The 24,202-nt window shown below is 65.8% G+C and carries 22 protein-coding genes; 17 read left to right on the plus strand and 5 right to left on the minus strand.

What is annotated here, in order from left to right:
* Positions 1-96: 96 nt before the first annotated feature.
* Both ACT2BZ_RS20415 and ACT2BZ_RS20420 read left to right on the plus strand, forming a co-directional pair.
* The gene (locus ACT2BZ_RS20415) at positions 97-330 is read left to right on the plus strand and encodes a DUF1289 domain-containing protein (RefSeq protein ID WP_457937292.1); all 234 of its coding nucleotides are present in this window, start codon (positions 97-99) and stop codon (positions 328-330) included.
* A gap of 5 nt (positions 331-335) precedes the next feature.
* Entirely contained in the window at positions 336-1,040 is a 705-nt protein-coding gene (locus ACT2BZ_RS20420; protein ID WP_457937294.1) for a TIGR02281 family clan AA aspartic protease, read from the plus strand.
* On the opposite strand, the gene ACT2BZ_RS20425 is transcribed toward ACT2BZ_RS20420, so the two are convergent.
* From ACT2BZ_RS20425 to ACT2BZ_RS20435, 3 genes are all read right to left on the minus strand, one after another.
* Positions 1,041-1,868, minus strand: coding sequence for a sulfite exporter TauE/SafE family protein (locus ACT2BZ_RS20425; protein WP_457937295.1), 828 nt, complete (start codon positions 1,866-1,868; stop codon positions 1,041-1,043).
* 31 nt (positions 1,869-1,899) lie between these two features.
* Positions 1,900-2,916: a tRNA dihydrouridine(20/20a) synthase DusA gene (dusA, locus tag ACT2BZ_RS20430; protein ID WP_457937297.1), complete on the minus strand. Its 1,017-nt coding sequence runs from the start codon at positions 2,914-2,916 to the stop codon at positions 1,900-1,902.
* Positions 2,917-3,006: 90 nt separating this feature from the next.
* Entirely contained in the window at positions 3,007-3,300 is a 294-nt protein-coding gene (locus ACT2BZ_RS20435; protein ID WP_457937299.1) for an ArsR/SmtB family transcription factor, read from the minus strand.
* Positions 3,301-3,516: 216 nt separating this feature from the next.
* Here ACT2BZ_RS20435 and ACT2BZ_RS20440 point away from each other — a divergent pair, with 216 nt between their 5' ends.
* The 4 genes from ACT2BZ_RS20440 to ACT2BZ_RS20455 all read left to right on the plus strand — a co-directional run bounded on the left by ACT2BZ_RS20440 (position 3,517) and on the right by ACT2BZ_RS20455 (position 9,284).
* Positions 3,517-4,821, plus strand: a complete 1,305-nt coding sequence (locus ACT2BZ_RS20440) for an NAD(P)/FAD-dependent oxidoreductase (RefSeq protein WP_457937301.1) — start codon at positions 3,517-3,519, stop codon at positions 4,819-4,821.
* 85 nt (positions 4,822-4,906) lie between these two features.
* Positions 4,907-5,116 carry a YgaP family membrane protein gene (locus ACT2BZ_RS20445; protein ID WP_457937303.1) on the plus strand — a complete coding sequence of 70 codons (210 nt, stop codon included), beginning with the start codon at positions 4,907-4,909 and terminating at the stop codon, positions 5,114-5,116.
* An 8-nt stretch (positions 5,117-5,124) separates the two neighbouring features.
* Positions 5,125-6,087: an efflux RND transporter periplasmic adaptor subunit gene (locus tag ACT2BZ_RS20450; RefSeq protein ID WP_457937305.1), complete on the plus strand. Its 963-nt coding sequence runs from the start codon at positions 5,125-5,127 to the stop codon at positions 6,085-6,087.
* Entirely contained in the window at positions 6,084-9,284 is a 3,201-nt protein-coding gene (locus ACT2BZ_RS20455) for an efflux RND transporter permease subunit (RefSeq protein ID WP_457937306.1), read from the plus strand. The genes ACT2BZ_RS20450 and ACT2BZ_RS20455 overlap by 4 nt, the downstream gene beginning before the upstream one ends.
* A gap of 54 nt (positions 9,285-9,338) precedes the next feature.
* On the opposite strand, the gene ACT2BZ_RS20460 is transcribed toward ACT2BZ_RS20455, so the two are convergent.
* Both ACT2BZ_RS20460 and ACT2BZ_RS20465 read right to left on the minus strand, forming a co-directional pair.
* The gene (locus ACT2BZ_RS20460; protein ID WP_457937308.1) at positions 9,339-12,065 is read right to left on the minus strand and encodes a cation-transporting P-type ATPase; all 2,727 of its coding nucleotides are present in this window, start codon (positions 12,063-12,065) and stop codon (positions 9,339-9,341) included.
* A 96-nt stretch (positions 12,066-12,161) separates the two neighbouring features.
* The gene (locus ACT2BZ_RS20465; protein ID WP_457937309.1) at positions 12,162-12,998 is read right to left on the minus strand and encodes a universal stress protein; all 837 of its coding nucleotides are present in this window, start codon (positions 12,996-12,998) and stop codon (positions 12,162-12,164) included.
* Between the two features lie 344 nt (positions 12,999-13,342).
* Between ACT2BZ_RS20465 and ACT2BZ_RS20470 the strand changes: the two genes are divergently transcribed.
* The 11 genes from ACT2BZ_RS20470 (at position 13,343) to ACT2BZ_RS20520 (ending at position 24,156) form a co-directional block, all read left to right on the plus strand.
* Complete coding sequence (locus tag ACT2BZ_RS20470; protein ID WP_457937311.1) at positions 13,343-14,164, plus strand: universal stress protein; 822 nt, start codon at positions 13,343-13,345, stop codon at positions 14,162-14,164.
* A 209-nt stretch (positions 14,165-14,373) separates the two neighbouring features.
* Entirely contained in the window at positions 14,374-15,942 is a 1,569-nt protein-coding gene (locus ACT2BZ_RS20475) for a PAS domain S-box protein (RefSeq protein ID WP_457937312.1), read from the plus strand.
* Positions 15,929-16,549, plus strand: a complete 621-nt coding sequence (gene fixJ / locus ACT2BZ_RS20480; RefSeq protein ID WP_457937313.1) for a response regulator FixJ — start codon at positions 15,929-15,931, stop codon at positions 16,547-16,549. Before ACT2BZ_RS20475 ends, fixJ begins: the two co-directional genes overlap by 14 nt.
* Positions 16,550-16,644: 95 nt before the next feature.
* Complete coding sequence (locus ACT2BZ_RS20485) at positions 16,645-16,995, plus strand: hypothetical protein (protein WP_457937315.1); 351 nt, start codon at positions 16,645-16,647, stop codon at positions 16,993-16,995.
* A 95-nt stretch (positions 16,996-17,090) separates the two neighbouring features.
* Entirely contained in the window at positions 17,091-17,744 is a 654-nt protein-coding gene (locus ACT2BZ_RS20490) for a helix-turn-helix domain-containing protein (RefSeq protein WP_457937317.1), read from the plus strand.
* A 180-nt stretch (positions 17,745-17,924) separates the two neighbouring features.
* Positions 17,925-18,518, plus strand: coding sequence for an NAD(P)H-dependent oxidoreductase (locus tag ACT2BZ_RS20495; protein WP_457937319.1), 594 nt, complete (start codon positions 17,925-17,927; stop codon positions 18,516-18,518).
* Positions 18,519-18,665: 147 nt separating this feature from the next.
* Positions 18,666-19,094, plus strand: coding sequence for a DUF2267 domain-containing protein (locus tag ACT2BZ_RS20500; protein ID WP_457937321.1), 429 nt, complete (start codon positions 18,666-18,668; stop codon positions 19,092-19,094).
* A gap of 2 nt (positions 19,095-19,096) precedes the next feature.
* Positions 19,097-19,798: a phosphoribosyltransferase gene (locus tag ACT2BZ_RS20505; RefSeq protein WP_457937322.1), complete on the plus strand. Its 702-nt coding sequence runs from the start codon at positions 19,097-19,099 to the stop codon at positions 19,796-19,798.
* Between the two features lie 110 nt (positions 19,799-19,908).
* Positions 19,909-20,586 (plus strand): ABC transporter ATP-binding protein, encoded by a 678-nt coding sequence (locus ACT2BZ_RS20510; RefSeq protein ID WP_457937324.1) that lies wholly within the window; start codon positions 19,909-19,911, stop codon positions 20,584-20,586.
* A gap of 4 nt (positions 20,587-20,590) precedes the next feature.
* Positions 20,591-22,954 (plus strand): ABC transporter permease, encoded by a 2,364-nt coding sequence (locus ACT2BZ_RS20515; protein ID WP_457937326.1) that lies wholly within the window; start codon positions 20,591-20,593, stop codon positions 22,952-22,954.
* Complete coding sequence (locus ACT2BZ_RS20520; protein ID WP_457937328.1) at positions 22,951-24,156, plus strand: efflux RND transporter periplasmic adaptor subunit; 1,206 nt, start codon at positions 22,951-22,953, stop codon at positions 24,154-24,156. The genes ACT2BZ_RS20515 and ACT2BZ_RS20520 overlap by 4 nt, the downstream gene beginning before the upstream one ends.
* The last annotated feature ends 46 nt before the right edge of the window (positions 24,157-24,202 follow it).

A 24,202-nucleotide genomic window follows, 5' to 3' on the forward strand; every position in this document is an offset into this window, starting at 1 on the left:
CGTGCGGCATAGCCGCCGGACGGCGTCTAGACAATGGCCGCCCTTGCATTGGCCAGTCCTTTGTCCCATGTGAAAATGCTCAAACAGGGACGCCGCATGCCGTCTATAGAATCGCCCTGCATCCTCGTCTGCTCGATCGACATGAAGACCGGATACTGCTTCGGCTGCGGCCGCACGCGCGACGAGATTTCCGGCTGGCTCGACATGACGCCGCAGGAGCGCCGCGACGTCATGGCCGGGCTTCCGGCCCGCCTCGAGACCGTCGAACGCAAGCCTCGCCGCGAGACCCGCCGCACGCGCATGGCGCGCGAACGCGGCGAGTCGGCCTGAGCGCCATGGGACATCTCTTCTGGATAGCGACTGCCATTCTGGGCGGCGGACTGATCCTGCTGGTCATCAACGATTCCAGCGGCCAGGTGCTCGGCATGGGCACCGGCCAGTTCGGCAGCCTGATCTATCTTGGCGCGCTCGGAGCGCTCGTGGCGTCGGGCATCGTTGCCTCGAGCCAGCGGTTCGGCGACACGGCCCGAATGCTGGCGATCTGGCTGCTGGTGATCCTCGCTCTGATGGCCGGCTTCCAGTACCGCTATGAACTGCAGGATGTCGCAAACCGGGTCAGCGGCGGGCTGGTTCCCGGCAGCCCGCTGACCGCCTTCGACGATGAGGGCCGTGCGGTAGTAACGTTGCAAAAGCGCATGGACGGGCATTTCGAGGCCAGCCTGGCGGTCGACGGCACGCCGGTCAGCATGATTGTCGACACCGGCGCGACAAGCACCGTGCTGACCGCCGCCGACGCCGCGCGCGCCGGTTTCGACACGGCAGCCCTGAACTTCACCATTCCGGTATCGACGGCCAACGGCACGGCTAGGGCGGCGCGCGTCGTCGCCGCCACCGCCTCGGTAGGCGCCATCGAGCGACGCAACCTGCCGATCCTGGTGGCCGAGCCCGGTCAGCTCGACCAGAGCCTGCTCGGCATGAACTTCATCGGCACGCTCGCCGGCTTCGACGTGCGCGGCGACCGGCTGATCCTGCGCGACTGATTACCCTAGGCTGGCGAAGAAGCGGGCCGAGACGGTGAGGCAGAACAGGCCGAAGCCGACTTCCAGATGCCGCTTCGACAGCCAGTGCGCGATCGTGACGCCGTATGGCGCGACGATCAGCGTGACCGGGATGACCAGCGCCACCGCGAACCAGTTGATGTAGCCGGTCGAGCCGAAAGGCAGGAGCGGGTTGCCCCAGCCGGCCCAGATGTAGCCGATGGTACCGGGGATAGCGATCAGCACGCCGACGCCGGCCGACGTTGCCACCGCCTGGTGCAGCGGGCGGCCGTAGAGCGTCATGAAAGTGTTGTTCATGATGCCGCCGCCAATGCCCATCAGGGTGGAGAAGAAGCCGATCAAGAGGCCGATGAAGCTGCGCCACGGGTTGTCAGGGATTTGCGTGCCGAGACGCCAGCTCTCGCGATTGAACAGCAGGCGGGCGCCGAACAGCAGCGCCAGCACGGCGAAGATGATGCGCAGACCCTCGCTGGAAACCGACGCCGCGACCAGCGAAGCGAGTGCCACGCCGAGCGGTACGGGAATGGCGAGCGTCTTCAGCAGCTCCATGTCGACAGCGCCGCGGGTACGATGCGCCATGAAGGAGCGGATGGAAGTCGGGATGATGATGCCGAGCGAGGATCCGACAGCGAGATGCATGCGCACGCTCTCGTCGATGCCGAAGAGGCCGAAGACCTGGTAGAAGACCGGCACCAGCACTGCACCACCGCCGATGCCGAAGATGCCCGCGAGCAGGCCGGAGATCACGCCCGCGCCCATGATGGCGACCGCGAAGGGCGCGATCTCGGTCCATCCCATGTCGACAGGCATCAGGCGACTTTCCGAAGGTTGGTTGCGACTGTCAGGCGGCGGCGCGGCCGCTGTCGAGCTCGACCGCGGCAAAGGCCTGCCGCAGGATGTCGGGCCCGGCGCCGGGCCGGTTGACGTCGGTGGATAGAATCTGCCGGTAGCGCCGGGCGCCGGGCATTCCGTGGAACAGGCCGACCATGTGGCGGGTGACGTGCCCGAGCCGGCCGCCTTTGTCGATATGGCGCTGGCAATAGTCCGCCATCATCTCGATCAGGGAAGCCGGATCGAACTCTCTTGCCGGCCCACCGAAGATGCGGTGATCGACGTCGGCGAGGACTCCCGGCGTGTGGTAGGCGGCCCGGCCGAGCATGGCGCCGTCGACATGGACGAGATGCTCCAGCGCCTCGTCCAGGGTCAGAATGCCGCCATTGATGCCGATGAATTTATCCGGATATTTCCGCTTCAGCCGGAAGACGCGTCCGTAGTCGAGCGGCGGGATATCGCGGTTTTCCTTTGGCGACAGGCCCTCGAGCCAGGCCTTGCGCGCGTGAACCCACAGCGCGTCGGCACCAGCTTCGAAAACGCCTGACGCCAGCGTGTCCAGCGCTTCTTCTGGATCCTGGTCATCTATGCCGATCCGGCATTTCACGGTCACCGGGATTGAAACGGCGGCCTTCATCGCGGCGACGCCCTCGGCGACCAGCCCGGGCGTTTTCATCAGGCAGGCGCCGAAGGTGCCCGACTGCACGCGGTCGGACGGGCAACCGACATTGAGGTTGATCTCGCCATAGCCGAAGCTCTCGCCGATGCGCGCCGCCTCGGCGAGCTTTGCCGGGTCCGAGCCGCCGATCTGCAGCGCCAGCGGCTGCTCCTCGGCGTCGAATCCGAGCAGCCGGTCACGGTCGCCATGGATGACGGCGTCGGCCACTACCATCTCGGTATAGAGCAGCGCATGGCGCGTCAGCTGGCGATGGAAGTAGCGGCAATGCCGGTCAGTCCAGTCCATCATGGGGGCCACGGCGAGGACTGTGCGCCTGTCGCGGTAGGCCTTGGCAATGCTGGATGTCATCGGAGTCATGGGCGCCCTTTTACAAGGCAACGCAGCGAAATCAAAGCATGCCGCGCGCCAACGCCCAAACAGGCCAAGCGCCCTGCCCGCTCACTCGCAGTAGATGCCGTAGAGCGTTTCGAGCACGCGCTCGACGTTGGCGGAGGACAGCCGGTAGTAGATCTGCTGCGCCTCGCGCCGCGTATCGACAAGCTTCAGCGCCCTGAGCTTGGCGAGCTGCTGCGACAGCGCCGACTGGCTCATGCCAACCCGCTCGGCAAGGTCGTTGACCGCGATCTCGCCGTCGAGAAGCATGCACAGGATCATCAGCCGCTTTTCATTGGCCATGGCGTCGAGCAGTTCCGACGCCTCGCGCGCCATCGGCGCGATGTCAGCAGATTTCATATTGCGCATATTATCATCTTATCATATAAGAACACTCTAACCAGAGTCGTCGTTTCGCCTGCTTTTGTCAATCCTGCCGCTTCGCTCTTCACGCCCAGAACCGGATTGACGCACGTCAAGGAGACGCGACCGGCCCTCGACTAGGAACAGGCGACCATGCGAGCAGCCCGCAACGGGTCCGCCCTCGCAGGCGTCGAACCACGGGAGGTTCAGAAAATGGCAGATGTCGTCGTCCTCGGTGCCGGTTTGGGTGGCACCATCATGGCCTACGAGTTGCGTGAGAAGCTCGGCAGGCAGCACAGGGTTTCGGTGGTCAACAATGGCGACCGCTACTCCTTCGTCCCGTCCAATCCCTGGGTGGCGGTTGGCTGGCGCGAACGCGAGGCGATCGAGGTCGACCTGACCAAGGTCTTCGAAAAGCGCGGCATCGAGCTTCACGCGCAAGGCGCCAAGCGCGTCATGCCCAAGGAGCGCAGCATCGAGCTCAACGACGGCAAGACCATCGGCTACGACTACCTGGTCATCGCGACCGGGCCGGAACTCGCCTTCGACGAGATCGACGGTTTTGGCCCCGAGCACCACACGCATTCGGTCTGCCATGTCGACCATGCCGTCGACGCCAAGCAGGCCTTCGACAGGCTGGTTGCCAATCCGGGCCCGGTGGTGATCGGCGCCGTCCAGGGAGCTTCCTGCTTTGGCCCGGCCTATGAATTCGCCTTCATCCTCGACAAGGCACTGCGCGACGCGAAGGTTCGCGACAAGGTGCCGATGACCTTCGTCACCTCCGAGCCCTATGTCGGCCATCTCGGCCTCGACGGGGTCGGCGACACAAAGGGCCTGCTCGAGAGCGAGTTGCGCCAGCATCACATCAAGTGGATCTGCAATGCCCGCGTCGACGCCGTCGAGGCGGACAAGATGACGGTCTCCGAGATTGCGGAGGACGGCTCCGTCAAGACCGTACACGAGGTGCCGCAGGTCTTCTCGATGATGTTGCCGGCCTTCCGGGGCGTCGCCGCCGTGCACGGCATCGAGGGCTTGACCAATCCGCGCGGCTTCATCCTTGTCGACAAGCACCAGCGCAACCCGACCTTTCCGGAGGTCTTTGGCGTCGGCGTCTGCGTCGCCATTCCGCCAGTCGGCAAGACGCCGGTTCCGGTCGGGGTGCCGAAGACGGGCTTCATGATCGAATCCATGGTGACCGCCACGGCGCATAACATCGACAAGCTGATTTCCGGCGGCCAGCCGGATGCTGAAGGCACCTGGAACGCGGTCTGCCTTGCCGACTTCGGCGATTCCGGCATCGCCTTTGTGGCGCAGCCGCAGATTCCGCCGCGCAACGTCAACTGGTCGTCGTCGGGCAAATGGGTGCACGCCGCCAAGATCGGCTTCGAAAAGTATTTCCTGCACAAGATCCGTGCCGGCAAGTCGGAGCCCTTCTACGAGCGACTGGCCATGCAGGTGCTGGGCATCGACAAGCTGAAGGCCGTGCGCATCAGCGACAAGGCCGAGCCGGCGGAATGACGCTTGCGCCGGCGACTCCCGGGACTTGCGTTCATGCGTGAAGACCACTATATAAGAATATCATAATATTCAAATGGAGAGACAAATGACCCTCGACCGTTCCGTTCTCGCCTTCGCCGGCGTCATGATCCTTCTGTCAGTCGCACTGACGGCGTGGGTTTCGCCGCTGTTCGTCTGGTTCACCGTCTTCATCGGCGCGAACCTGCTGCAGTCGGCCTTCACCGGCTTCTGCCCCGCAGCTTCCGTGTTCAAGATGTTCGGCGTCAAGCCGGGCTGCGCCTTCGGGGCGCAGTGACCGGCTTCATGCGCGCACTGATCCTGGCAGCACTCGTCGGCGCTTCCTGGCCAGCCATGGCCGGGACGCTGACGCTCGAGCCGACGGCCATTACCGAGTGGAAAGCCGTCTACGGGCGCGTTGCCGCGCATGATCTCGTGCCGGCGCGTGCCCGAATCGGCGGCACGCTGGTCGAACTCAAGGTCGCCGCCGGCGACCTTGTGACGGCCGGCGAGAAGATCGGACTCGTGCGGGACGACAAGCTGGTGTTCCAGATCGCCGCTCTCAACGCGCAACTGCGCTCCCTCCAGGCGCAGCTCGATCGCGCCGAGATCGAGCTGAAGCGCGGCCAGACGCTGGTCGACAAGGGCGTCGTCACCAGCCAGCGCCTCGACCAGTTGCAGACCGACGTCGAAGTGGCGCGCAACCAGATCGGCGCCGTGGAGGCCGAGCGCGAGGTCGTCATCCAGCAGCAGTCCGAGGGCGAGGTCCTTGCCCCGGCCGACGGTCGCGTTTTGACCGTACCGCTGACGCGCGATGCCGTGATCATGCCCGGCGAGCCGGTTGCCAATATCGGCAGCGGCGGCTTTTTCCTGCGCCTTTCCATCCCGGAACGGCATGGCCAGATGCTGAAGGAAGGCGCCTCGATCCGCATCACCTCAGGCGGCAGCGAATCGACCGGCAAGCTGGTGAAGATTTATCCGCAGATCGAAAACGGCCGCGTCATCGCCGACGTAGAGGTTGTCGAACTCGACAGCGACTTCGTCGATGCGCGCATCCTGGTCGAGGTGCCGGTTGGCGAGCGCGAGGCGCTTATCGTGCCCGAGGGCGCGGTGTCGATCCGCTCGGGCATCGATTTCGTCACCGTCTCGGAGGCCGGCGCCGAAGTGCAGCGCGCAGTCGTGCTTGGAGAAGCCGTAGAGCGCGACGGCGCAACATTCGTCGAGGTTCTTACCGGGCTTTCGGCCGGCGACGTCGTGGTTACGCCGTGAAAACTGGATCCTCAGGCCTCGGCATCGCGGGCAACCTCACGCGCGCCTTCATCGCCTCGCCCCTCACCCCGCTGCTGCTGATCGCTGCTTTCGCTTTCGGGCTGATCGCGCTGATGACCCTGCCGCGCGAGGAAGAGCCGCAGATCTCGGTACCCATGGTCGACATCCGCGTCCGCGCCGACGGGCTGAAGGCCGAGGATGCCGTCAAGCTGATCACCGAACCGCTGGAAACCATCGTCAAGGGCATTGACGGCGTCGAGCACGTCTATTCGCAGACGCAGGACGACGGCGTTTTGGTCACCGCGCGTTTCCTCGTCGGCACATCGGCCGACTCAGCGGTTCTGCGCGTGCACGACAAGGTGCGCGCCAACATGGACGCGATCCCGGTCGGCGTGCCCGAGCCGATGATCGTGGCGCGCGGCATCGACGACGTCGCCATCGTCTCGTTGACGCTGTCGCCGACGCCGGAGGCAGCCAGCCGTATCAGCGCCAACGACCTTACCCGCATCGCCCGCGAACTCCGCTCGGAGATGACCAAGATCGACAATGTCGGCCTGACCTACCTGGTCGGCGAGACGACGGAGATGATCCGCATCGAGCCCGACCCGGCCAGGCTTGCGCTGTTTGGCGTGACGCTGCAGCAACTCGCCGGCAAGGTTCAGGGCGCCAACCGCGCCTTCCCGGCCGGCCGCGTCCGCGACCAGGGCGAGCAGGTCGTGCTCGTCGCCGGCGAAACGCTGCGCTCGCCGGCCGAGATCGGCAATCTCCTGCTCACCTCACGCGACGGCCGGCCGGTCTATGTGCGCGACGTCGCCACCGTAGACTTCGTGACCGACACCAGCGATGCGCTGGTCTCGAGCGTCAGGCGCGAGGGCGACACGATCGAGCGGGCACCTGCCGTGACGCTCGCCATCGCCAAGCGCGCCGGCTCCAATGCGGTCATGGTGGCGGAAGCGATCCTGCACCGCGTCGAGCAGCTCGAAGGCCCGCTGATCCCGCACGACATCACGGTCGAGGTGACGCGCGACTACGGTGAGACGGCCAACGAAAAGGCCAACGAGCTCCTCTACCACCTCGGTCTCGCCACCGTTTCCATCATCCTGCTGGTCTGGGTGGCGATCGGACGGCGCGAGGCGATGGTGGTCGCCGTGGTCATCCCGGTCACCATCCTGCTGACGCTGTTTGCCTCGCGCGTCATGGGCTACACGCTGAACCGCGTCTCGCTCTTTGCGCTGATCTTTTCCATCGGCATTCTTGTCGACGACGCCATCGTGGTGATCGAGAACATCGCCCGCCATTGGGGCATGAGCGACGGCCGCGACCGCAAGCAGGCGGCCATCGAGGCGGTGGCCGAGGTCGGCAACCCGACCATCGTCGCGACCCTGACGGTGGTGGCAGCCCTCCTGCCGATGCTCTTCGTGTCGGGCATGATGGGCCCCTACATGAGCCCGATCCCCGCCAATGCCTCGGCGGCGATGATCTTTTCCTTTTTCGTCGCCGTCATGGTGACGCCCTGGCTGATGCTGAAGATCGCCGGCAAGGCGCCGGTCCATGCGCATGACGGCCACAGCGAGGGCGGCGCGCTCGGTCGCGCCTACGCCGCCGTCGCGCGGCCGATCCTTGCGTCCAAGAAGGCGAGCTGGCTGTTCCTGATCGTCGTCGGCGTGCTGACGCTGGCCTCGCTGTCGCTGTTCTACACCAAGCATGTCACGGTGAAGCTGCTGCCCTTCGACAACAAGTCGGAGCTCTCGGTGACGATCGACCTGCCGGAAGGCTCGTCCGTCGAGGCGACGGACGCGGTGGCGCAGGACGTCGCACGCATGGTGCTCGGTCTGGAAGAGGTCCGCTCGGTGCAGACGCATGCAGGCGCGGCCGAACCCTTCAACTTCAACGGCCTGGTGCGCCACTCCTTCTACCGCACGGAGCCGCAACAGGGTGACGTCGCGATCAACCTCCTGTCGAAGGACGAGCGCGAGCGCTCGAGCCACGAGATCGCGCTGGACATTCGCGAGAAGGTCGCTGCCATCACAGTTCCGCCCGGCACCAGCCTCAAGGTCGTCGAGCCGCCGCCCGGCCCGCCGGTCATGGCGACGCTGCTCGCCGAGATCTATGGCCCCGACGGCGAGACCCGCCGCAAGGTGGCCGAGAAGGTCGAGGCGGCCTTCCGCTCGGTGCCCTTCATCGTCGACATCGACAATTCATACGGTGTGGCCGCGCGCAGGCTGCGCACGACGATCTCGACCGACGACCTGGAGTTCTTCCGCGTAGAGGAAGGCGACGTCTTCGACACCATCGCCATCCTGAGCGGCGGCACGACGGTCGGCTATTCGCACCGCGGCGAAGGCCGTCAACCGATCCCGATCCGCATCGAGCGGTCGAAGGGCCAGCGCACGCTCGACGAGCGTTTCCTGACGACGCCGATTCCCGCCAACGTGCTGCCGGGCGACCGCAGCGTCGTAGAACTTGGCGACGTGGTGAAGCTCGGCGAGGAGCAGAGTTCCTTCCCGGTGTTCCGCCACAACGGGCGCGCCGCCGAGATGGTCACCGCCGAACTCGCCGGCTCCTTCGAAGCCCCGCTTTACGGCATGCTCGCCGTTCAGGAGGCGATCGACGCGCAGGACTGGCCCGGACTGGAGAAGCCCGTCGTGTCGCTGCACGGCCAGCCGACCGACGAGAGTACGCCGACGCTGTTGTGGGACGGCGAGTGGGAAGTCACCTGGGTGACGTTCCGCGACATGGGCGCTGCCTTCATCGTCGCCCTGCTCGGCATCTACATCCTGGTTGTGGCGCAGTTTGGCTCGTTCAAGGTGCCGCTGGTCATCCTGACGCCGATCCCGCTGACCTTCATCGGCATACTGGGCGGCCACTGGCTGTTCGGCGCGCCGTTCTCGGCGACGTCGATGATCGGCTTCATCGCGCTTGCGGGCATCATCGTGCGCAACTCGATCCTGCTGGTCGACTTCATCCGCCATGCCGATTCGGAAGGCCGCACGCTGACCGAAATCCTCATCGAGGCGGGCTCGATCCGCTTCAAGCCGATCCTGCTGACGGCCCTGGCCGCGATGATCGGCGCGGCCGTCATCCTGACGGACCCGATCTTCCAGGGCTTGGCGATCTCGCTGCTCTTCGGTCTGGCGTCCTCGACGCTGCTGACCGTGCTGGTTATCCCGGCGATCTACCGGGTGCTCAGGACCTGACGCTGGCTCTCGCCGCCTCTCCCATCGCGGAGCGGCGTCCGGCGGCGCGGCAGTTCAGCTATGCTGTCGATAGCTGCCGATGGCCTTGCCGAGGCGGCGCATCAGCGACTTCTCCAGTTCCAGCACGACCATCAGGATGATGCCCGCCGCGACGATGAGCGCGCCATCCTGCAGCGAGATCGCGGCACTGCCGAACAGGCGGTGCATGAAGGGGGCATAGGTGAAGAGGACCTGTGCCGCGGCAACGATGGAAACGGTGATCAGGACGGCCCGCGTTCCCATAAGCCCGCGCAGACTGAACGACGTCATGTGCAGGTAGCGGACATTGAAGAGATAGAAGATCTCCATCACCACCAGCGTGTTGACCACGATGGTACGGGAAGCGGCCTCGCCAAGACCGCGCTGCAACGCGTATTCCAGCATGCCGAAGACCCCGATGGTAAACAGCACCGACACCAGGGCGACGCGCCAGACAAGGAAGCCCGGCAGGAGCGGCGCGACGCGGCTGCGCGGCGGCCGCTGCATGACGTTCGGCTCGGCCGGCTCGAAGGCGAGCGCCAGCCCGAGCGTCATGGCGGTAATCATGTTGATCCACAGGATCTGCACAGGCGTCATCGGCAGCGCGATGCCGAGAGCCAGGGCAACCACGATGCAGAGCGTCTCGCCGCCATTGGTCGGCATCGTCCAGCCGATTACCTTTCGGATGTTGTCGTAGACGGTACGCCCCTCGTGCACGGCCGCGACGATGGAGGCGAAATTGTCGTCGACCAGCACCATGCCGGCCGCTTCCTTGGCGGCCTCGGTTCCCTTGCGCCCCATGGCGATACCGATATCGGCCTGCTTGAGCGAGGGCGCGTCGTTGACGCCGTCGCCTGTCATGGCGACGACATGGCCGTTGGCCTGCAGTGCGCGCACGATGCGCAGCTTGTGCGCCGGGCTGGCGCGCGAAAACACGCTCGTCTTCTCGACGACGTCGCGCAATTGTGCGTCCGACAGGCCTTCCAGCTCGGCGCCGTCCATGGCATGGGGATCGTCGGCGATGGCAAGCTGCCGCGCGATCGCCACCGCCGTGCCGTTGTGGTCGCCGGTGATCATCTTGACCGCGATGCCGGCCGAGCGGCATTCAGCGATCGCCGCGACCGCCTCCTCGCGCGGCGGGTCGATGAAGCCAACGACGCCGAGGAATACCAGCCCCTCCTCCAGCGCGTCAAAGCTCAGGTCGGCAAGGTCCTCGCCGGCAGGCATTGCCGCGAAACCGAGCACGCGCTCGCCATTGGCTGCAGCCGCCGCGATGCGCTCGCGCCAATAGGTCTCGTCGACGGGCGATGCCGCCGCGGCGCCGGCCTGCGTCGAGCACATGGCCAGCACCTTCTCGGGTGCGCCCTTGACGAAGATGCGCCTTTGGTCGTCCGGGCCATGGTGGAGTGTCGCCATGAAGCGATGGAGCGCGTCGAAAGGGATCTCGTCTAGGCGCTGCCATAGCCGCCGCTCCTCTTCAGGGTCGAAACCGGCCTTCACGGCGAGCGTCACCAGCGCGCCCTCCATTGGGTCCCCTGTTGTGCGCCAGCGACCGTCATGCTCGGCAAGCTGGGCATCGTTGCAAAGCAGTGCCGCGCGGATCAGCGCCTCGCGAACCGGGTCGGGCTGTGTCGGCTCGCCCGATTCATCGCTGATGGCCCCGACCGGTTCATAGCCGCCGCCTGTGACCAAGACCGAAGCACCCGACGTCACGACCCGGCACGCCGTCATCTCGTTGCGGGTCAGCGTGCCCGTCTTGTCGGAGCAGATGACCGACGTGGCGCCGAGTGTCTCGACGGCGGGAAGCCGCCGAACCACCGCGTTGCGGGCGGCCATGCGCTGCACGCCGATCGCCAGCGTGATGGTGATGACGGCGGGCAGGCCCTCAGGAATGGCCCCGACGGCGAGAGCCACGACCACCATCAGCGCGTCGACCCAGTTATAGCCGCGCACCAGGATCGCAAAGGCGAAGAGCAGCACCGCGACCGCAAGCGCGAACCAGCTGAACATGCGGCCGAAGCGGTTGATCTGCTGCAGGAGTGGCGTCGCCATAGCCCGCACCTGCCCGATCATGGTCGAGATGGCGCCGATCTCGGTCGCGGCGCCCGTCGCAACCGCGACGCCGGCAGCCTGGCCGGTGGCGACCAACGTGCCGGAATAGAGCATACAGGCACGATCGCCGAGCAGCGAGGTCTCCAGGACGGGCTGTTCCCGCTTCTCGGCCGGCACGGATTCGCCGGTCAGGATGGCCTCGTCCACCAGCAGTCCGCGCGCCCGGATCAGCCGGATGTCGGCCGGCACCTTGTCGCCCGCCTCAAGCAGCACGATGTCGCCAGGCACGATATCGCGCGCGTTGACGACGTGTCGCCTGCCGCCGCGCATCACGGTGGCCATCGGCGCAATCATGTCGCGGATGGCGTCGAGGGCCGATTCTGCCTTGCCCTCCTGGATGAACCCGACGATCGCGTTGATGAGTACAACCGCGACGATCACTGCGCCGTCGACGAGATGCCCGAGCACTGCTGCTACGACGCCGGCCGCCAGGAGAAAATAGATCAGCGCGTTGTTGAACTGGGCGAGGAAGCGCAGCAGAGGATGGATGCGCGGGGCCGTCGGCAGGCGGTTCTGGCCGTATCGCTCGAGCCGCGACCTGACTTCCTCGTCCTTGAGGCCGCTGCCCCGCGTCGTCAGCGTGTCGCAGACCATCTCGACCGGCATTGCGTACCAGAGCGGCGCTTCGACGCTTTCCGTAGCCGGCTTCATCGAAGCATCATCCGATTTGTGCGTTGTCACTGTCCGGTCCCGATACTGGCGTTGATCCTCCCTCTCCCGAAGTCGCGTGGCAAGACAACCCGAACGTCAGTGCGACAGCATCACGGGCATCAGCAGGTCGCCCAGGATTCCCCGCGTGGCACCGCCAAGGACGAAATCGCGCATGCGGGAATGGCCGTAGCCGCCCATGACCAGCAACTTGGCGCCACGATCGATCGCGGTCTGCTGCAAGGTCTCCGCGATCGGGCTGTCCTGGCCGTGGATCGGCACGGTCAGTGCATTGAGACCGTGCCGCTTGAGCGAGGCGGCCAGCCGGTCGGCAGAGTTGTCTTCCCCGAGCGGCTTTTCATCCACCACGGTAAGGATCGATATCTCGACGGCGCGCGACAGAAACGGCCGGGCATCCGCCACGGCACGCGCCGCGACACGGCTGCCGTCCCAGGCAATGGCGACATGATCGAGCACGTCGACCTTCCAGAGTTCCGGCAGCAGCAAGGTCGGCCTGCCCGAACCAAAGACCATCGCCTCGGCAGTCATGGCGGAAGTCTCGTTTCCGGCCTCCCACCCAACCAGACCGATATCGAAATAGCGGGCGTGCATTGCAGCAGTTTCGCCAAGAAGGGCAAGCGGCGCCGCATATTCCTCCGTCGTCAGATCGACACCTGCCGCCTTCGACCATTTCGCGAGTTCCGACAACAGATGCTTGCCGCGCCGGCGGCTCTCGGCTTCCGCCTTGCGGATCATACCGGGCGTGTCCAGGAGCAGCGTTGAAAGCGCATTGGATACGTCGGGAATGTCCGCGTCGATGGCATGCGCGTGGAGATCCGCGCCGAGATGGCCGGCAACCCTGACCGCGTTTTCCGCAATGGCGTCGGAATTTGCCTGCGGGTAGGTGACGAACGGAACGAAGGCCTGGCGTTTCACAGCAATTCTCCTCTCGGGGGCGCGCGGCGCTGACCGCCGCCTCGCCACTTCGGCGAAGCCCTGTCCATCAATGGCGCGGATGCCGCCTGCCGGCCTTGATCCGCCTCAAACGGCGGGCAGAACCCGAGTCCAGCGCTCAGGGCCATAAGTTCCAGGTGCAGAGCAGTGGATTCATGCGACCCCTGCCCTGCCGGCGCGCCCGATGCAGGCGCCGGCCCTGAAAATATTCGGACGGCAACGGGACGCCGGACCGCGTCGATGCGACCCGCTTGATCCGCGTCAAGGCGCGCATGGCTGCAGGTTCTAGGGTCATTCCCAACTGACCGGCCAATGAGGGCAGACACATGAGCTACAAATCCATCATGGTGAACATCGGCATCGACGGGCCGATGGCCCCGATCGTCAAGCTGGCGCTAGACCTCGCCATCCGGCACGAAGCGCGGCTTGTCGGCCTGTGCGCCGCCGACGCTCCGCTGCCGCTGGCAGGCCCCGAGGCGGGCGCCATGGCAGTCGAGGTATGGCAGCAGATGAAGGACGCAATCGGCGAACGGCAGCGGAAGCTCCATGCCGAGTTCGACGAACTTGTGGCCGGTTCCGTGCCCTCCGGCTGGCGGGCTGTGCTCGACAATCCGACCCGGGCTCTTGCGAGGTCTGCCCGCTTGGCCGACCTCGTAGTCACTGCCGCCCCGCAGGGCGCAGCGAGCGGCAATGCCTTCCGCGTCGCCGATCCAGGCAGCGCTGTGCTGCAGGCCGGCCGGCCCATACTGGTCGCCGCCGAGGGCGTGGAGCACGTGCTCGGCAAGACGGTGGTGGTTGCCTGGAAGGACACGCGCGAGGCAAGGCGGGCCGTGGCCGACGCCATTCCGCTCATGAAACTCGCCAACGAGGTGAGCGTGGTCACCGTCGATGCGCAGCCCGATGACTGGATCCGCGCCGGCGTTGACGACGTCGCTGCCTATCTCTCGAGCCACGGCATCAAGGCCCGAAGCGAGATGATCAAGGCCAAGGACGAAGGCGAGAGCCTCACGCGCTTCGTGACGTCCTGCCGGGCCGATGTCGTGGTCTCGGGCGCCTACGGCCACAGCCGGCTGCGCGAATGGGTATTCGGCGGAGTGACCCGTTCTCTGCTCGACACGGCCGAACTGAATCGCTTCATGTCGAGCTGAGCCGAAAGAATCCCGCGATGACAAGGCTGGCTGTAGCCCCGCCAGCCACTCACCCGGCCGCGTGAGCGCGCGCTGGTGACGCATCGCCGCCGGCTTTCCTTCAACACTGCAGCGCTGTATCATCCTTGAGTCAGGGTTCTTGAATCCAGCCGCGGCGCGCATAAGGCGCGTGGCGGCTTGTGCATGTCGTGCGACAGGTCTTTCGTCGGATGAGCCGACACAACGCAGATTTGCTGGCAACGACGCCTGCGAGAGGAAATTCCGGCATCCGAGACCGCGACCTGCACACCGTCTATCCACGCCAGTTTGAGGGCTGGTCCCGCTATGCGCTGGCCGCTGTCGCCGTTGGCGCAGCTTTCGCCATCCTGTTGGCGCTGGACGGGCGGCTGCCGAACCATACGGGCATCATGCTGTTCGTGCCCGCGATCCTGCTCGTTGCCGTCGTCGGCGGCGCCGGACCCGGCCTGCTTGCGACCATTCTTGCCCTGCTCGGCGCCTACCATATCGGCGGGCTGGACGGCGACATGCCAGCGCAACTGCTGCTGCTCGCGATTGTCGGCACTGCAATTGCCTGGGTCGGCGAATTGCTGCACCGCGCCCGGGTCTCCATCGACAAGACCAAGTCGGCCCTGATGACCCGCGAAGCGCACCTGCGCTCGATTCTGGATACGGTGCTCGACGCAACCGTGGTGATCGAGCCAGACGGATCGATTGTTTCGTTCAATGCCGCAGCTGTCAGGCAGTTCGGCTATCTCGAAGCGGAAGTGATTGGCCGCAACGTCAAGATTCTCATGCCGGAGCCCTACCACACCGAACATGACGGCTATATCCACCGCTACCTGACGACCGGCGAGAAGCGCATCATCGGCATCGACCGTGTCGTCGTCGGCCGCCGCAAGGACGGCTCGACCTTTCCGATGAAGCTGGCGGTCGGCGAGATGAAATCCGGCGGGAAGACCTTTTTCACCGGCTTTATCCGCGACCTTACGGAGCGCGAGGAATCGGAAGCGCGACTACAGGAAATTCAGGGCGAACTGGCGCGCCTGGCGCGATTGAACGAACTCGGAGAGATGGCCTCGACGCTGGCGCACGAGCTCAACCAGCCGCTCGCCGCGATCGCCAACTACACGCAGGGCTGCGTTCGGCTGCTGCGTGACATGGACGAAGGGCTCGCCGGCCGCATGCGAGAGGCGCTCGAGGAGACGGCGAGCCAGTCGATTCGCGCCGGCGGCATCATCCGCCACCTTCGCGAATTCGTGACCCGCGGCGAGACCGAAAAGACACCGGTCGACATGCGCAGGCTGATCGAGGAAGCCGGCGCGCTGGCACTGGTCGGCTCGCGCGAACGCGGCGTGCGCACCGTGTTCGACTTCGCGCCGGGATCAGCCATCGTCATGGTTGACCAGGTGCAGATCCAGCAGGTGCTGATCAACCTCATCCGCAACGCCATCGAGGCCATGCGCGACAGCGAGCGGCGCGAGCTTGTCGTTCGCGCGGCGCCTGACGAGAACGCCACCGTCACGGTCGAGGTTTCCGACACCGGTCCTGGAATTCCCGAAGAAATCGGCGAGCGTCTTTTCAAGCCTTTCGTGACGACGAAATCGAGCGGCATGGGCATCGGACTGTCGATATCGCGGCGCATTGTCGAGGCGCATGGCGGCGAATTGTCCATGGTGCGCAACGGCCCCGACGGGGTAACATTCCGCTTCACTCTGCCGGCCCTCGAGCCCGGCGCACTTGCGCAACAAGCCAGCGAGGCGATGAATGCAAACCGGTGACTATGTCGTTCACATCGTCGACGACGAGGAGCCGGTGCGAAAGTCGCTGGCATTCCTGCTCACCATGGCGGGTTTTACCGCACGCGTGCACGACTCTGCGACGAGTTTCCTAGCCCTTGCGCCGGGTCTCACCCAGGGGCTGCTGGTCACCGACCTCAGGATGCCGGACATGAACGGCGTCGAACTGCTGACCAAGCTCGGAGATAACGGCGCCATGCTGCCGGCGATCGTGATTTCCGGCCATGGCGACGTGCCGATGGCGGTTGCGGCGATGAAGGCGGGAGCGCTCGACTTCATCGAAAAGCCCTTCGAGGACGAGGTGCTGATCGCCTCGATCAAGCGGGCCGCCGAATGCATCGGGGAATCGTCACCACAGACCGACGATGCCGCCAAGGTGCTGGAACGCATGGAGCACCTGTCGGAACGCGAGAAGCAGGTGCTGTCGGCGGTGGTCGCCGGCCTGCCCAACAAGACCATTGCCTACGACCTTGAGATCAGTCCGCGCACCGTCGAGGTTCACCGCGCCAACGTGATGGCAAAGATGCAAGCCAAGAGCCTCGCCGAACTGGTGCGCATGACGCTCGCCGCGGGCCGTGCGCTGAACTGAGCCGATTTGATCTGGCGCAACGCGCCGCCCGGAATTTCCTGCGCAACTGCCCGCGAAGATCCCGTTTGGGGCGGGATCGGCAGGAGGCATGTGGCTTGGCAGCCGGAAATCTCGTACTGGTCGTGGTTCCAGACGGCACATTCCGGCGCTCGCTGGAGTTTGCCCTGGAGACGGAAGGATTCGCCGTCCATTCGCACGCCACGGTTCGCCACGCCTTTTCGTCGGGAACTGCGCGCAAGGCGGTCTGCGCGGTGATCGACGACGCTGCGGTCGAGGACTGGCTTGATGCGGCCGACCAGTTCGGTGGCTTTGCCCGACCCGTCGTTCTCCTGGCCGGCCCCTTTCGGACCGTTCCGGCAATGCCGGGCGTCTCGGTCGTACCAAAGCCCTTCCTCGGGGCGCCGCTCGTCCACGCTGTCCGGATGGCCGCGGAAAACCGCGCATGACGTAAGGTTACGTATATTCCACTAGGGACATGAACGAATTTCGCCCGTCCGCGAAATGGGTGATTGCTGTGCCATCAACCGAAGAGGAGACGGTCATGGCTTTCACGGACAATTCGCCAATCGTGTTGAACACGCAGATCGCCCCGGTTCCGTCCGGTGCCCGACCGGCTACCGGCGCGGCACGCATCCCTTCGCCGACCTTCTACCCGGCCGGCTCCGAGATTTACGCCCAGGGTGAACGCTGCCAGGGCGTCTACCGGGTCGAGTTCGGCGCGGTTCGCGTCTACCGCTTGCTCGCCGATGGCCGGCGACAGATTTCCGGCTTCCATCTGGCCGGCGAGATGTTCGGCTTCGAGGTCGACGACACGCATCACTTCTTCGCCGAGGCGATTTGCGCCACTGGTGTCACCATCACCCGGACTGCGCGCACCGCGGAAATGTCGTGCCACCTGCTGCCGATGGCTCTTGAGGGCCTGGTCAGGGCCCAGGAACACCTGCTGGTGCTCGGCAGGCAGAATGCCGTCGAGCGCATCGCCGCCTTTCTCACGGACATGGCCGAGCGCCAGGGCGGCCTCAAGCAGATCGAGCTTCCGATGACCCGCAGCGACATCGGCGATTACCTCGGCCTGACCATCGAGACCGTGTCGCGCGTCTTCTCGAAGCTGAAGCAGAGCGGCGTCATCCGGCTGCCTGGCCTGCGCACGGTGGAAATCGTCAAGTGGCAGTCGCTGCACGACATGGCCGCCTGAGCGGTCGAATCCGGCAATAACTTCCCACCCATCCTTGCCGCGATCTCACCGGCCGCGCTGATCTTCCGCCGGCCGGTCCCCATTGGCGGGGCCTTAAGCCCGACAGCAGGATCATTTGATGCCGGTCAAGGAAGCGGCAGGCGTGGCCGCTAGTCTGGCGCGGTAAGAGGGAAGCAGCCCATGCCGAGCAAGATTCTCCTCATCGTCGGTCATCCCGACCCCGCGCCAAAGCGCTTCTGCCGTGCGCTGGCCGACAGCTATGCCGAGGGCGCAGAGTCGGCAGGCCACAAGATCCGACGCATCGACATCGCCGCGCTCGATTTTCCACTGCTGCGCTCGCAGGACGAGTTTCAGGAAGGCTCGGTACCGACGGGGCTGCAGGACGCGGCCAAGGCGCTGACCTGGAGCGAGCACGTCGTCTTCGTCTTCCCGCTGTGGCTCGGCACCATGCCGGCGCTGCTCAAGGGCTTCCTCGAACAGCTTATGCGGCCGGGGGTCGCCTTCGCCTATCCCGAGGCAGGCAGCGACGGATGGCCCAAGACCATCCTGAAAGGCCGTTCGGCTCGGCTGGTCGTGACGATGGGCATGCCCGGCTTCGTCTACAGGCTCTGGTTTCTCGGCCACGGCATCGCCGGCCTGCGCCGCAACATCCTCGGCTTCGTCGGCATCCGCCCGGTTCGGCAAACCTACTACGGCCTGGTCGAGGGCGTCAGCGACGCCAGACGCAAGGCTTGGCTCGACGAAATGCGCAGGCTCGGCGCCGGCGCACACTGAACCCACGCAGCGTGCTTCATTCCCACTCTTGACCCGCACTGAAAACCCGTGGCCGCGCCAGTGGCAGCTCGACTGCTTGATGCATCGCAATGCGTCCGGGATCTGGATGCCCGAAGATGCTAGACTATCTTGCATGGGAGCCGTTTGATGACACACACCGGCATCACCAAATTTACTCACGCCGCCGAGCAGGCGCAGGCTTGGGTCAATGAAATCGCCGATGATCTGGGCTGGAACGAGTCGCGCGCCTACCTGCTGCTGCGCAGCGTCTTGCATGCCCTGCGCGACTGGCTGGAACCGGAGGAGATGGCAGACCTTTCGGCGCAGCTGCCGCTGCTGGTGCGCGGCATCTACTTCGAGGGCTGGAAGGGTCTTGAGCCACCAACACCTGATCGCAGCAAGCAGGCCTTCGTCGAACGCGTGGCCGCCGACTTCGCCAACAAGCCCCCGGAAGACCCCGAGAGTGCGATTGCGGCCGTGTTCAGACTCCTCGACCGCCATCTGTCGGCCGGAGAGATCGTGCAGGTGCGCGGCTCCATGAGGATGCAGTTGCGCCACCTCTGGCCGGCCCATTGACGATGTACCGGGACCGCGCTCATGCAGGCCGCGAGCTTGCCGCCGAACTTGCTGCACTGGACCTGCCGAACCCGATCGTGCTGGCGCTGCCGCGCGGCGGGGTCCCTGTCGGCGTCGAGATTGCAAAGACGCTCGGCGCCCGGCTCGACCTGATCATGGTGCGCAAGGTCGGCGCGCCCGACAATGCCGAACTGGCGGTGGCGGCGATCGTAGACGGCGACCCGCCCGACATCGTACTCAACCGCGAGGTCGTCGAGGCCTACCGGCTCGACGAAGCGCAGATATCCGCCCTGGTGCGCAATGAACGCCCTGAACTCGAACGTCGACGGGCTGCCTATCGCGGCGGTCGCCACCCGCTTTCTGTCGAAGGCCGCACGGCGATACTTGTCGATGACGGTGCCGCGACCGGCACCACGATGAAGGTCGCGGTGCGCGCGCTGAAAAGGCGGGCGCCGCGCGAAATCATCGTGGCGCTGCCGGTTGCGCCGGCCGAGACTGTCGCCGACCTGCGGCAAGTCGCCGACCGGGTGATCTGCCTGGCGACGCCCGCCCGCTTCATGGCGCTCGGCTACCATTACCAGAGCTTTCCGCAGCTTGCCGACGACGAGGTGATTGCCGGGCTGCGCGAAGCGGCCGAATACAATCGCCAGGCAAGTCCGCTTGGCAAGCACAAGGCGGCCAAGCCGCCCAAGCCGCGCGGCTAGTGGCCGGGCACCCTACCCTTGCGCCAGGCAACCGGCCCGACGAGGACGCGCCGGGCCCCGGTGGCGCCGGCAGCGACATTCGGGCCGAGCCCGTATTCACGGCACACGGCGTGACCAAGGTCTATCGTTCCGGCGAAGTCGAGGTGCATGCGCTGCGCGGCGTCGATCTCGAACTCTACGAGGGCGAGATCGCGGTGATGCTAGGCCCGTCCGGCAGCGGCAAGTCGACCCTGCTCAACATCATGGGTGGCCTTGATCGTGCGACCGCCGGCACGGTGCGCTTCCGCGACCATGACCTGACGAACGCCTCGGAACGGCAACTGACCCGCTACCGGCGCGACCATGTCGGCTTCGTCTTCCAGTTCTACAACCTGATCCCGAGCCTGACCGCCTGGGAGAACGTTGCCCTCGTCACGGAAATCGCCAGCGACCCCATGACCCCCGACGAAGCGCTGGAGTTGGTGGGACTGAAGGACCGCATGACCCATTTTCCGGCACAGCTGTCGGGTGGCGAGCAGCAGCGCGTGGCGATTGCCCGCGCCATCGCCAAGCGGCCTGAGGTGCTGCTCTGCGACGAGCCGACCGGCGCACTCGATTCCAAGACCGGCATCCTGGTGCTCGAGGCGCTGACCCGCATCAACGAGGAACTGAAGACGACGTTGGCGATCATCACCCACAATGCCGGCATCCGGCAGATCACCCACCGCGTCTTCACCTTCCGCGACGGCCGCATAGCCGAGACGGTCACCAACGCGACACGCGCGCAGCCCTCCGAAGTGACCTGGTAGCGGCATGGCGGTGCTCGACCGAAAGCTGATGCGCGACCTCGCCCGGCTCTGGGCGCAGGTGCTGGCGGTCGCCCTGGTGATGGCGTGCGGAGTGGGGACCATCGTGATCGCCGTCGGCGCCTACCGATCGCTGGAGGAGACGCGGGCGGTCTTCTACGACCGCTACCGCTTCGCAACCGTCTTCGCGTCGGCGACGCGCGCCCCCCTGCATCTCAAGGAGCGCATCGCGGCGATCCCGGGTGTCAGCGAGGTCGAGGCCCGCATCGTGCGTCCGGTGCTGCTCGACATGCCGGGCATGGCCGAACCGGCGACCGGTTTCGCCGTATCGATACCGGATCGTGGCGAATCCGCCGTCAACCGCCTTTATTTGCGCATGGGCCGAATGCCGGAGCCGGACCGCACCGGGGAGGTGGTCGTCACCGAGCCCTTCGCAGAGGCGCACCGAATGTCGCCCGGCAGCACCTTCGGCGCGCTGATGGACGGGCGCAAGCGCACCCTCACCGTCACCGGCATCGTGCTGTCGCCCGAATATATCTATGCCATCAGCTCCGGCGACATGGTGCCCGACCCGCGCCGCTTCGGCGTCTTCTTCATGCCGCGCTCGGCGATGGCCGGGCTGTTCGACATGGACGGCGCCTTCAACGACGTGGCGCTGCGCACGCAGCGCGGCACCAGCCTGCCCGCGGTGATCGATGCGACCGACGCCATCCTCAAGCCCTATGGCGGCAGCGGCGCCTTCGACCGCACCGATCAGATCTCGCACGCCTTCCTCGACAACGAACTGGCCCAACTGCGCGCTATGGCGGCCATTATCCCGCCGATCTTCCTCTTCGTCTCGGCATTCCTGGTCAACATGATCCTGTCGCGGTTGATCGCGCTTGAACGCGAGCAGATCGGCCTTCTCAAGGCAGTAGGATATGGTCGCGCGGCGATCGCCTGGCACTACGCCAAGCTGACACTGGCGATCGCCGTGATCGGAACGGCCATCGGGGCGCTCGCAGGAAACTGGCTGGGACGTGGCATGACGCGGCTTTACGCCGAGTTCTTCTCCTTCCCCTTCCTGGTATTCCGCCAGAGCCTCGACCTTTACGTGATCGCCGCCGGTATCTGCGCGCTCGCCGCCCTCGCCGGCGCCGTGCGCGCCATCTGGACGGTGGTGGCGCTGCCGCCAGCCGTCGCCATGACGCCGCCGGCGCCGACGCGCTACCGGTCGCTCCTGTCGGGGGCCAGTCACATGGTTGGCTTCTTCTCGCAGTTGACCATCATGGCGCTGCGCCACCTGCTACGCTGGCCAGTGCGCACCTTGCTGACCGCCTTCGGCACCTCGCTGTCGGTGGCGCTTCTGATCACCGCACTGTTTTCCTTCGATTCCATCGACTACATGATCGATACGATATTCTTCCAGTCCGAGCGGCAGGACGTCACGCTGATCTTCGCCGAGGCACGCAGCCCGGGCGCGCTGCAGGCGGTGGAGGCGCTGCCTGGCGTGTTGCGCGCCGAGCCGTTCCGCTCGACGCCCGTCATCCTGCGCAACGGCCACCGCGAGCGTCGGCTGGCGATCGCCGGCGTCCCCGAGCATGCCGACCTCTCCCGCATCCTCGACGACGACCTCAACGCGCTGGATGCGCCCGTCGCCGGTCTTCTGATCTCGCGCCACGTCGCGCAACTGCTCGACCTGCGCATCGGCGACAAGGCCGAAGTTGAACTGCTGGAAAAAGACCGCCGCGTGGTTGCCGTGCCGGTGACCGCCATCGTCCAGAACTATGTCGGGCTCGCCGTCTACATGCATGCCGGTGCGCTCGACCGCCTCATCGGCGATGGGCCGCGCCTCTCGGGCGTGCACGCCTCCGTCGATCCGCTGCACATCGACGAGCTCTATGCGGCGGTCAAGCGAACGCCGGCAATCGGCTCGATCGCGCTGCAGGACATCTCGCGCGTGCGCTTTCGCGAGACGATCGGCGAGAACATCACGGTCATGACGACGGTCTACGTGATCCTGGCCGTCATCATCACTTTCGGGGTGATCTACAACTCCGCCCGCATCCAGCTTTCGGAGCGCGCCCGCGAACTGGCCAGTCTGCGCGTGCTGGGCTTTACCCGCGCCGAGGTATCGAGCGTACTGATGATCGAACTCGCCGTCATCGTAGCGCTGGCCCAGCCGCTCGGCTGGCTGCTCGGCTACCTGTTCGCCTGGTCGGTGGTGAAAGGCTTTGAAAGCGACCTGTTTCGCATACCATTCGTCGTCGACGCCGCGACCTACGCCACCGCCAGTCTCGTGGTGCTGTCCGTTGCCGTGCTGTCGGCGCTGATCGTGCGCGCCCGGATCGACCGGCTCGACCTCATCCGCGTCCTGAAGACAAGGGAATGACCATGACCGGAAACTGGATAAAGCGCGCAGCCATTGCGGCGACGGCAATTGTCGTGATCGGCGGATTTGCCTGGGCCCTGCGCGAAAAGCCCGCCCTTGTCGACGTTGCCACGGTGGTCGAGGCGCCCATGCATGTGGCTGTGCGCGAGGAAGGCGTGACGCGCGTGCGCGACATCTACACCGTGTCTGCGCCCATCGCCGGCCACCTGACACGCATCGTGCTGGAGGAAGGCGACCGGGTCGAGGCGGGCGAGACGATCGTGGCCTCGATCAAGCCGCTCGACCCGCCGTTCCTCGACCGCCGCACCGAGGCGGAGCTGCTCGCGGCGCGCGATGCCGCGCGTTCGGGCGTCGGCATCGCCCAGATCGAGCTGAAGCGCGCCGAGACCGACCTCAAGCTGGCGAATGAAGACCTGCAGCGGGCGCTGAAGCTCTACAAGCCGGGCATCATCTCCGAGAGCACGCTTCAGAAGGCGACGAACGAGGTCGACATGCGTCAGGCGGCTGTCGACGCAGCCAGGGCGACGATCGGCTACCGCCAGGCTGAACTGGCAAGCGCGGAGGCGCGGCTCCTGCAACCCGATCCGGCCAACCCGAACGGCAACAGCTGCTGCGTCAGCCTGATCGCACCGGTCGACGGCACGGTGCTGTCAGTGCTGGCGCGCAGCGAGCAGGCAGTCGCAGCCGGCATGCGCATCAGCGAGATCGGCGACACGTCCGACCTCGAGATCGTCGTCGACCTGCTGTCGGCCGACGCCGTCCGCATCCGTCCCGGAACGCAAGCCACGATCAGCGACTGGGGCGGCGACGTGACGCTCGAAGCCGTGGTTCGCCGGGTCGACCCGGCAGCCTTCACCAAGGTGTCGGCACTCGGCATCGAGGAACAGCGCGTCAACGCCGTGCTCGACCTGACGGACCCGGATCCGCGCCTCGGCCACGGCTACCGCGTGTTTGCGGAAATGGCGATCTGGGAATGCGAGAGCTGCCTGCACGTGCCGATCAGCGCGCTGTTTCGCAACGGCAACAACTGGAATGTCTTCGTGGTCGAGAACGATCGCATTCTGCAGACGGAAGTTTCAGTCGGCCGCATGAACGACGACCAGGCGCAGATTCTCGATGGGCTTGCCGCAGGCGACGTCGTCGTGGTCCATCCGGGCGATACGCTGGTCGACGGCGGACGGGTGGAAATCCGAGCCAGGTGACGGCGGCGGCTGCTTGCCGCCACGAAAAATCCCTGCCAGGCAAACT

The organism is Mesorhizobium sp. 10J20-29, from assembly GCF_054130485.1.

Bases quoted from the DNA above. Each gene is read 5' to 3' on its own strand.
- ACT2BZ_RS20515 (WP_457937326.1), top strand. From the start codon at position 20,591: ATGGCGGTGCTCGACCGAAAGCTGATGCGCGACCTCGCCCGGCTCTGG.
- ACT2BZ_RS20420 (WP_457937294.1), top strand. From the start codon at position 336: ATGGGACATCTCTTCTGGATAGCGACTGCCATTCTGGGCGGCGGACTG.
- ACT2BZ_RS20495 (WP_457937319.1), top strand. From the start codon at position 17,925: ATGCCGAGCAAGATTCTCCTCATCGTCGGTCATCCCGACCCCGCGCCA.
- ACT2BZ_RS20445 (WP_457937303.1), top strand. From the start codon at position 4,907: ATGACCCTCGACCGTTCCGTTCTCGCCTTCGCCGGCGTCATGATCCTT.
- ACT2BZ_RS20470 (WP_457937311.1), top strand. From the start codon at position 13,343: ATGAGCTACAAATCCATCATGGTGAACATCGGCATCGACGGGCCGATG.
- ACT2BZ_RS20415 (WP_457937292.1), top strand. From the start codon at position 97: ATGCCGTCTATAGAATCGCCCTGCATCCTCGTCTGCTCGATCGACATG.
- ACT2BZ_RS20475 (WP_457937312.1), top strand. From the start codon at position 14,374: ATGAGCCGACACAACGCAGATTTGCTGGCAACGACGCCTGCGAGAGGA.
- ACT2BZ_RS20490 (WP_457937317.1), top strand. From the start codon at position 17,091: ATGGCTTTCACGGACAATTCGCCAATCGTGTTGAACACGCAGATCGCC.
- ACT2BZ_RS20500 (WP_457937321.1), top strand. From the start codon at position 18,666: ATGACACACACCGGCATCACCAAATTTACTCACGCCGCCGAGCAGGCG.
- ACT2BZ_RS20425 (WP_457937295.1), bottom strand. From the start codon at position 1,868: ATGCCTGTCGACATGGGATGGACCGAGATCGCGCCCTTCGCGGTCGCC.
- ACT2BZ_RS20440 (WP_457937301.1), top strand. From the start codon at position 3,517: ATGGCAGATGTCGTCGTCCTCGGTGCCGGTTTGGGTGGCACCATCATG.
- fixJ (WP_457937313.1), top strand. From the start codon at position 15,929: ATGCAAACCGGTGACTATGTCGTTCACATCGTCGACGACGAGGAGCCG.
- ACT2BZ_RS20505 (WP_457937322.1), top strand. From the start codon at position 19,097: ATGTACCGGGACCGCGCTCATGCAGGCCGCGAGCTTGCCGCCGAACTT.
- ACT2BZ_RS20450 (WP_457937305.1), top strand. From the start codon at position 5,125: ATGCGCGCACTGATCCTGGCAGCACTCGTCGGCGCTTCCTGGCCAGCC.
- ACT2BZ_RS20520 (WP_457937328.1), top strand. From the start codon at position 22,951: ATGACCATGACCGGAAACTGGATAAAGCGCGCAGCCATTGCGGCGACG.
- ACT2BZ_RS20460 (WP_457937308.1), bottom strand. From the start codon at position 12,065: ATGAAGCCGGCTACGGAAAGCGTCGAAGCGCCGCTCTGGTACGCAATG.
- dusA (WP_457937297.1), bottom strand. From the start codon at position 2,916: ATGACATCCAGCATTGCCAAGGCCTACCGCGACAGGCGCACAGTCCTC.
- ACT2BZ_RS20435 (WP_457937299.1), bottom strand. From the start codon at position 3,300: ATGAAATCTGCTGACATCGCGCCGATGGCGCGCGAGGCGTCGGAACTG.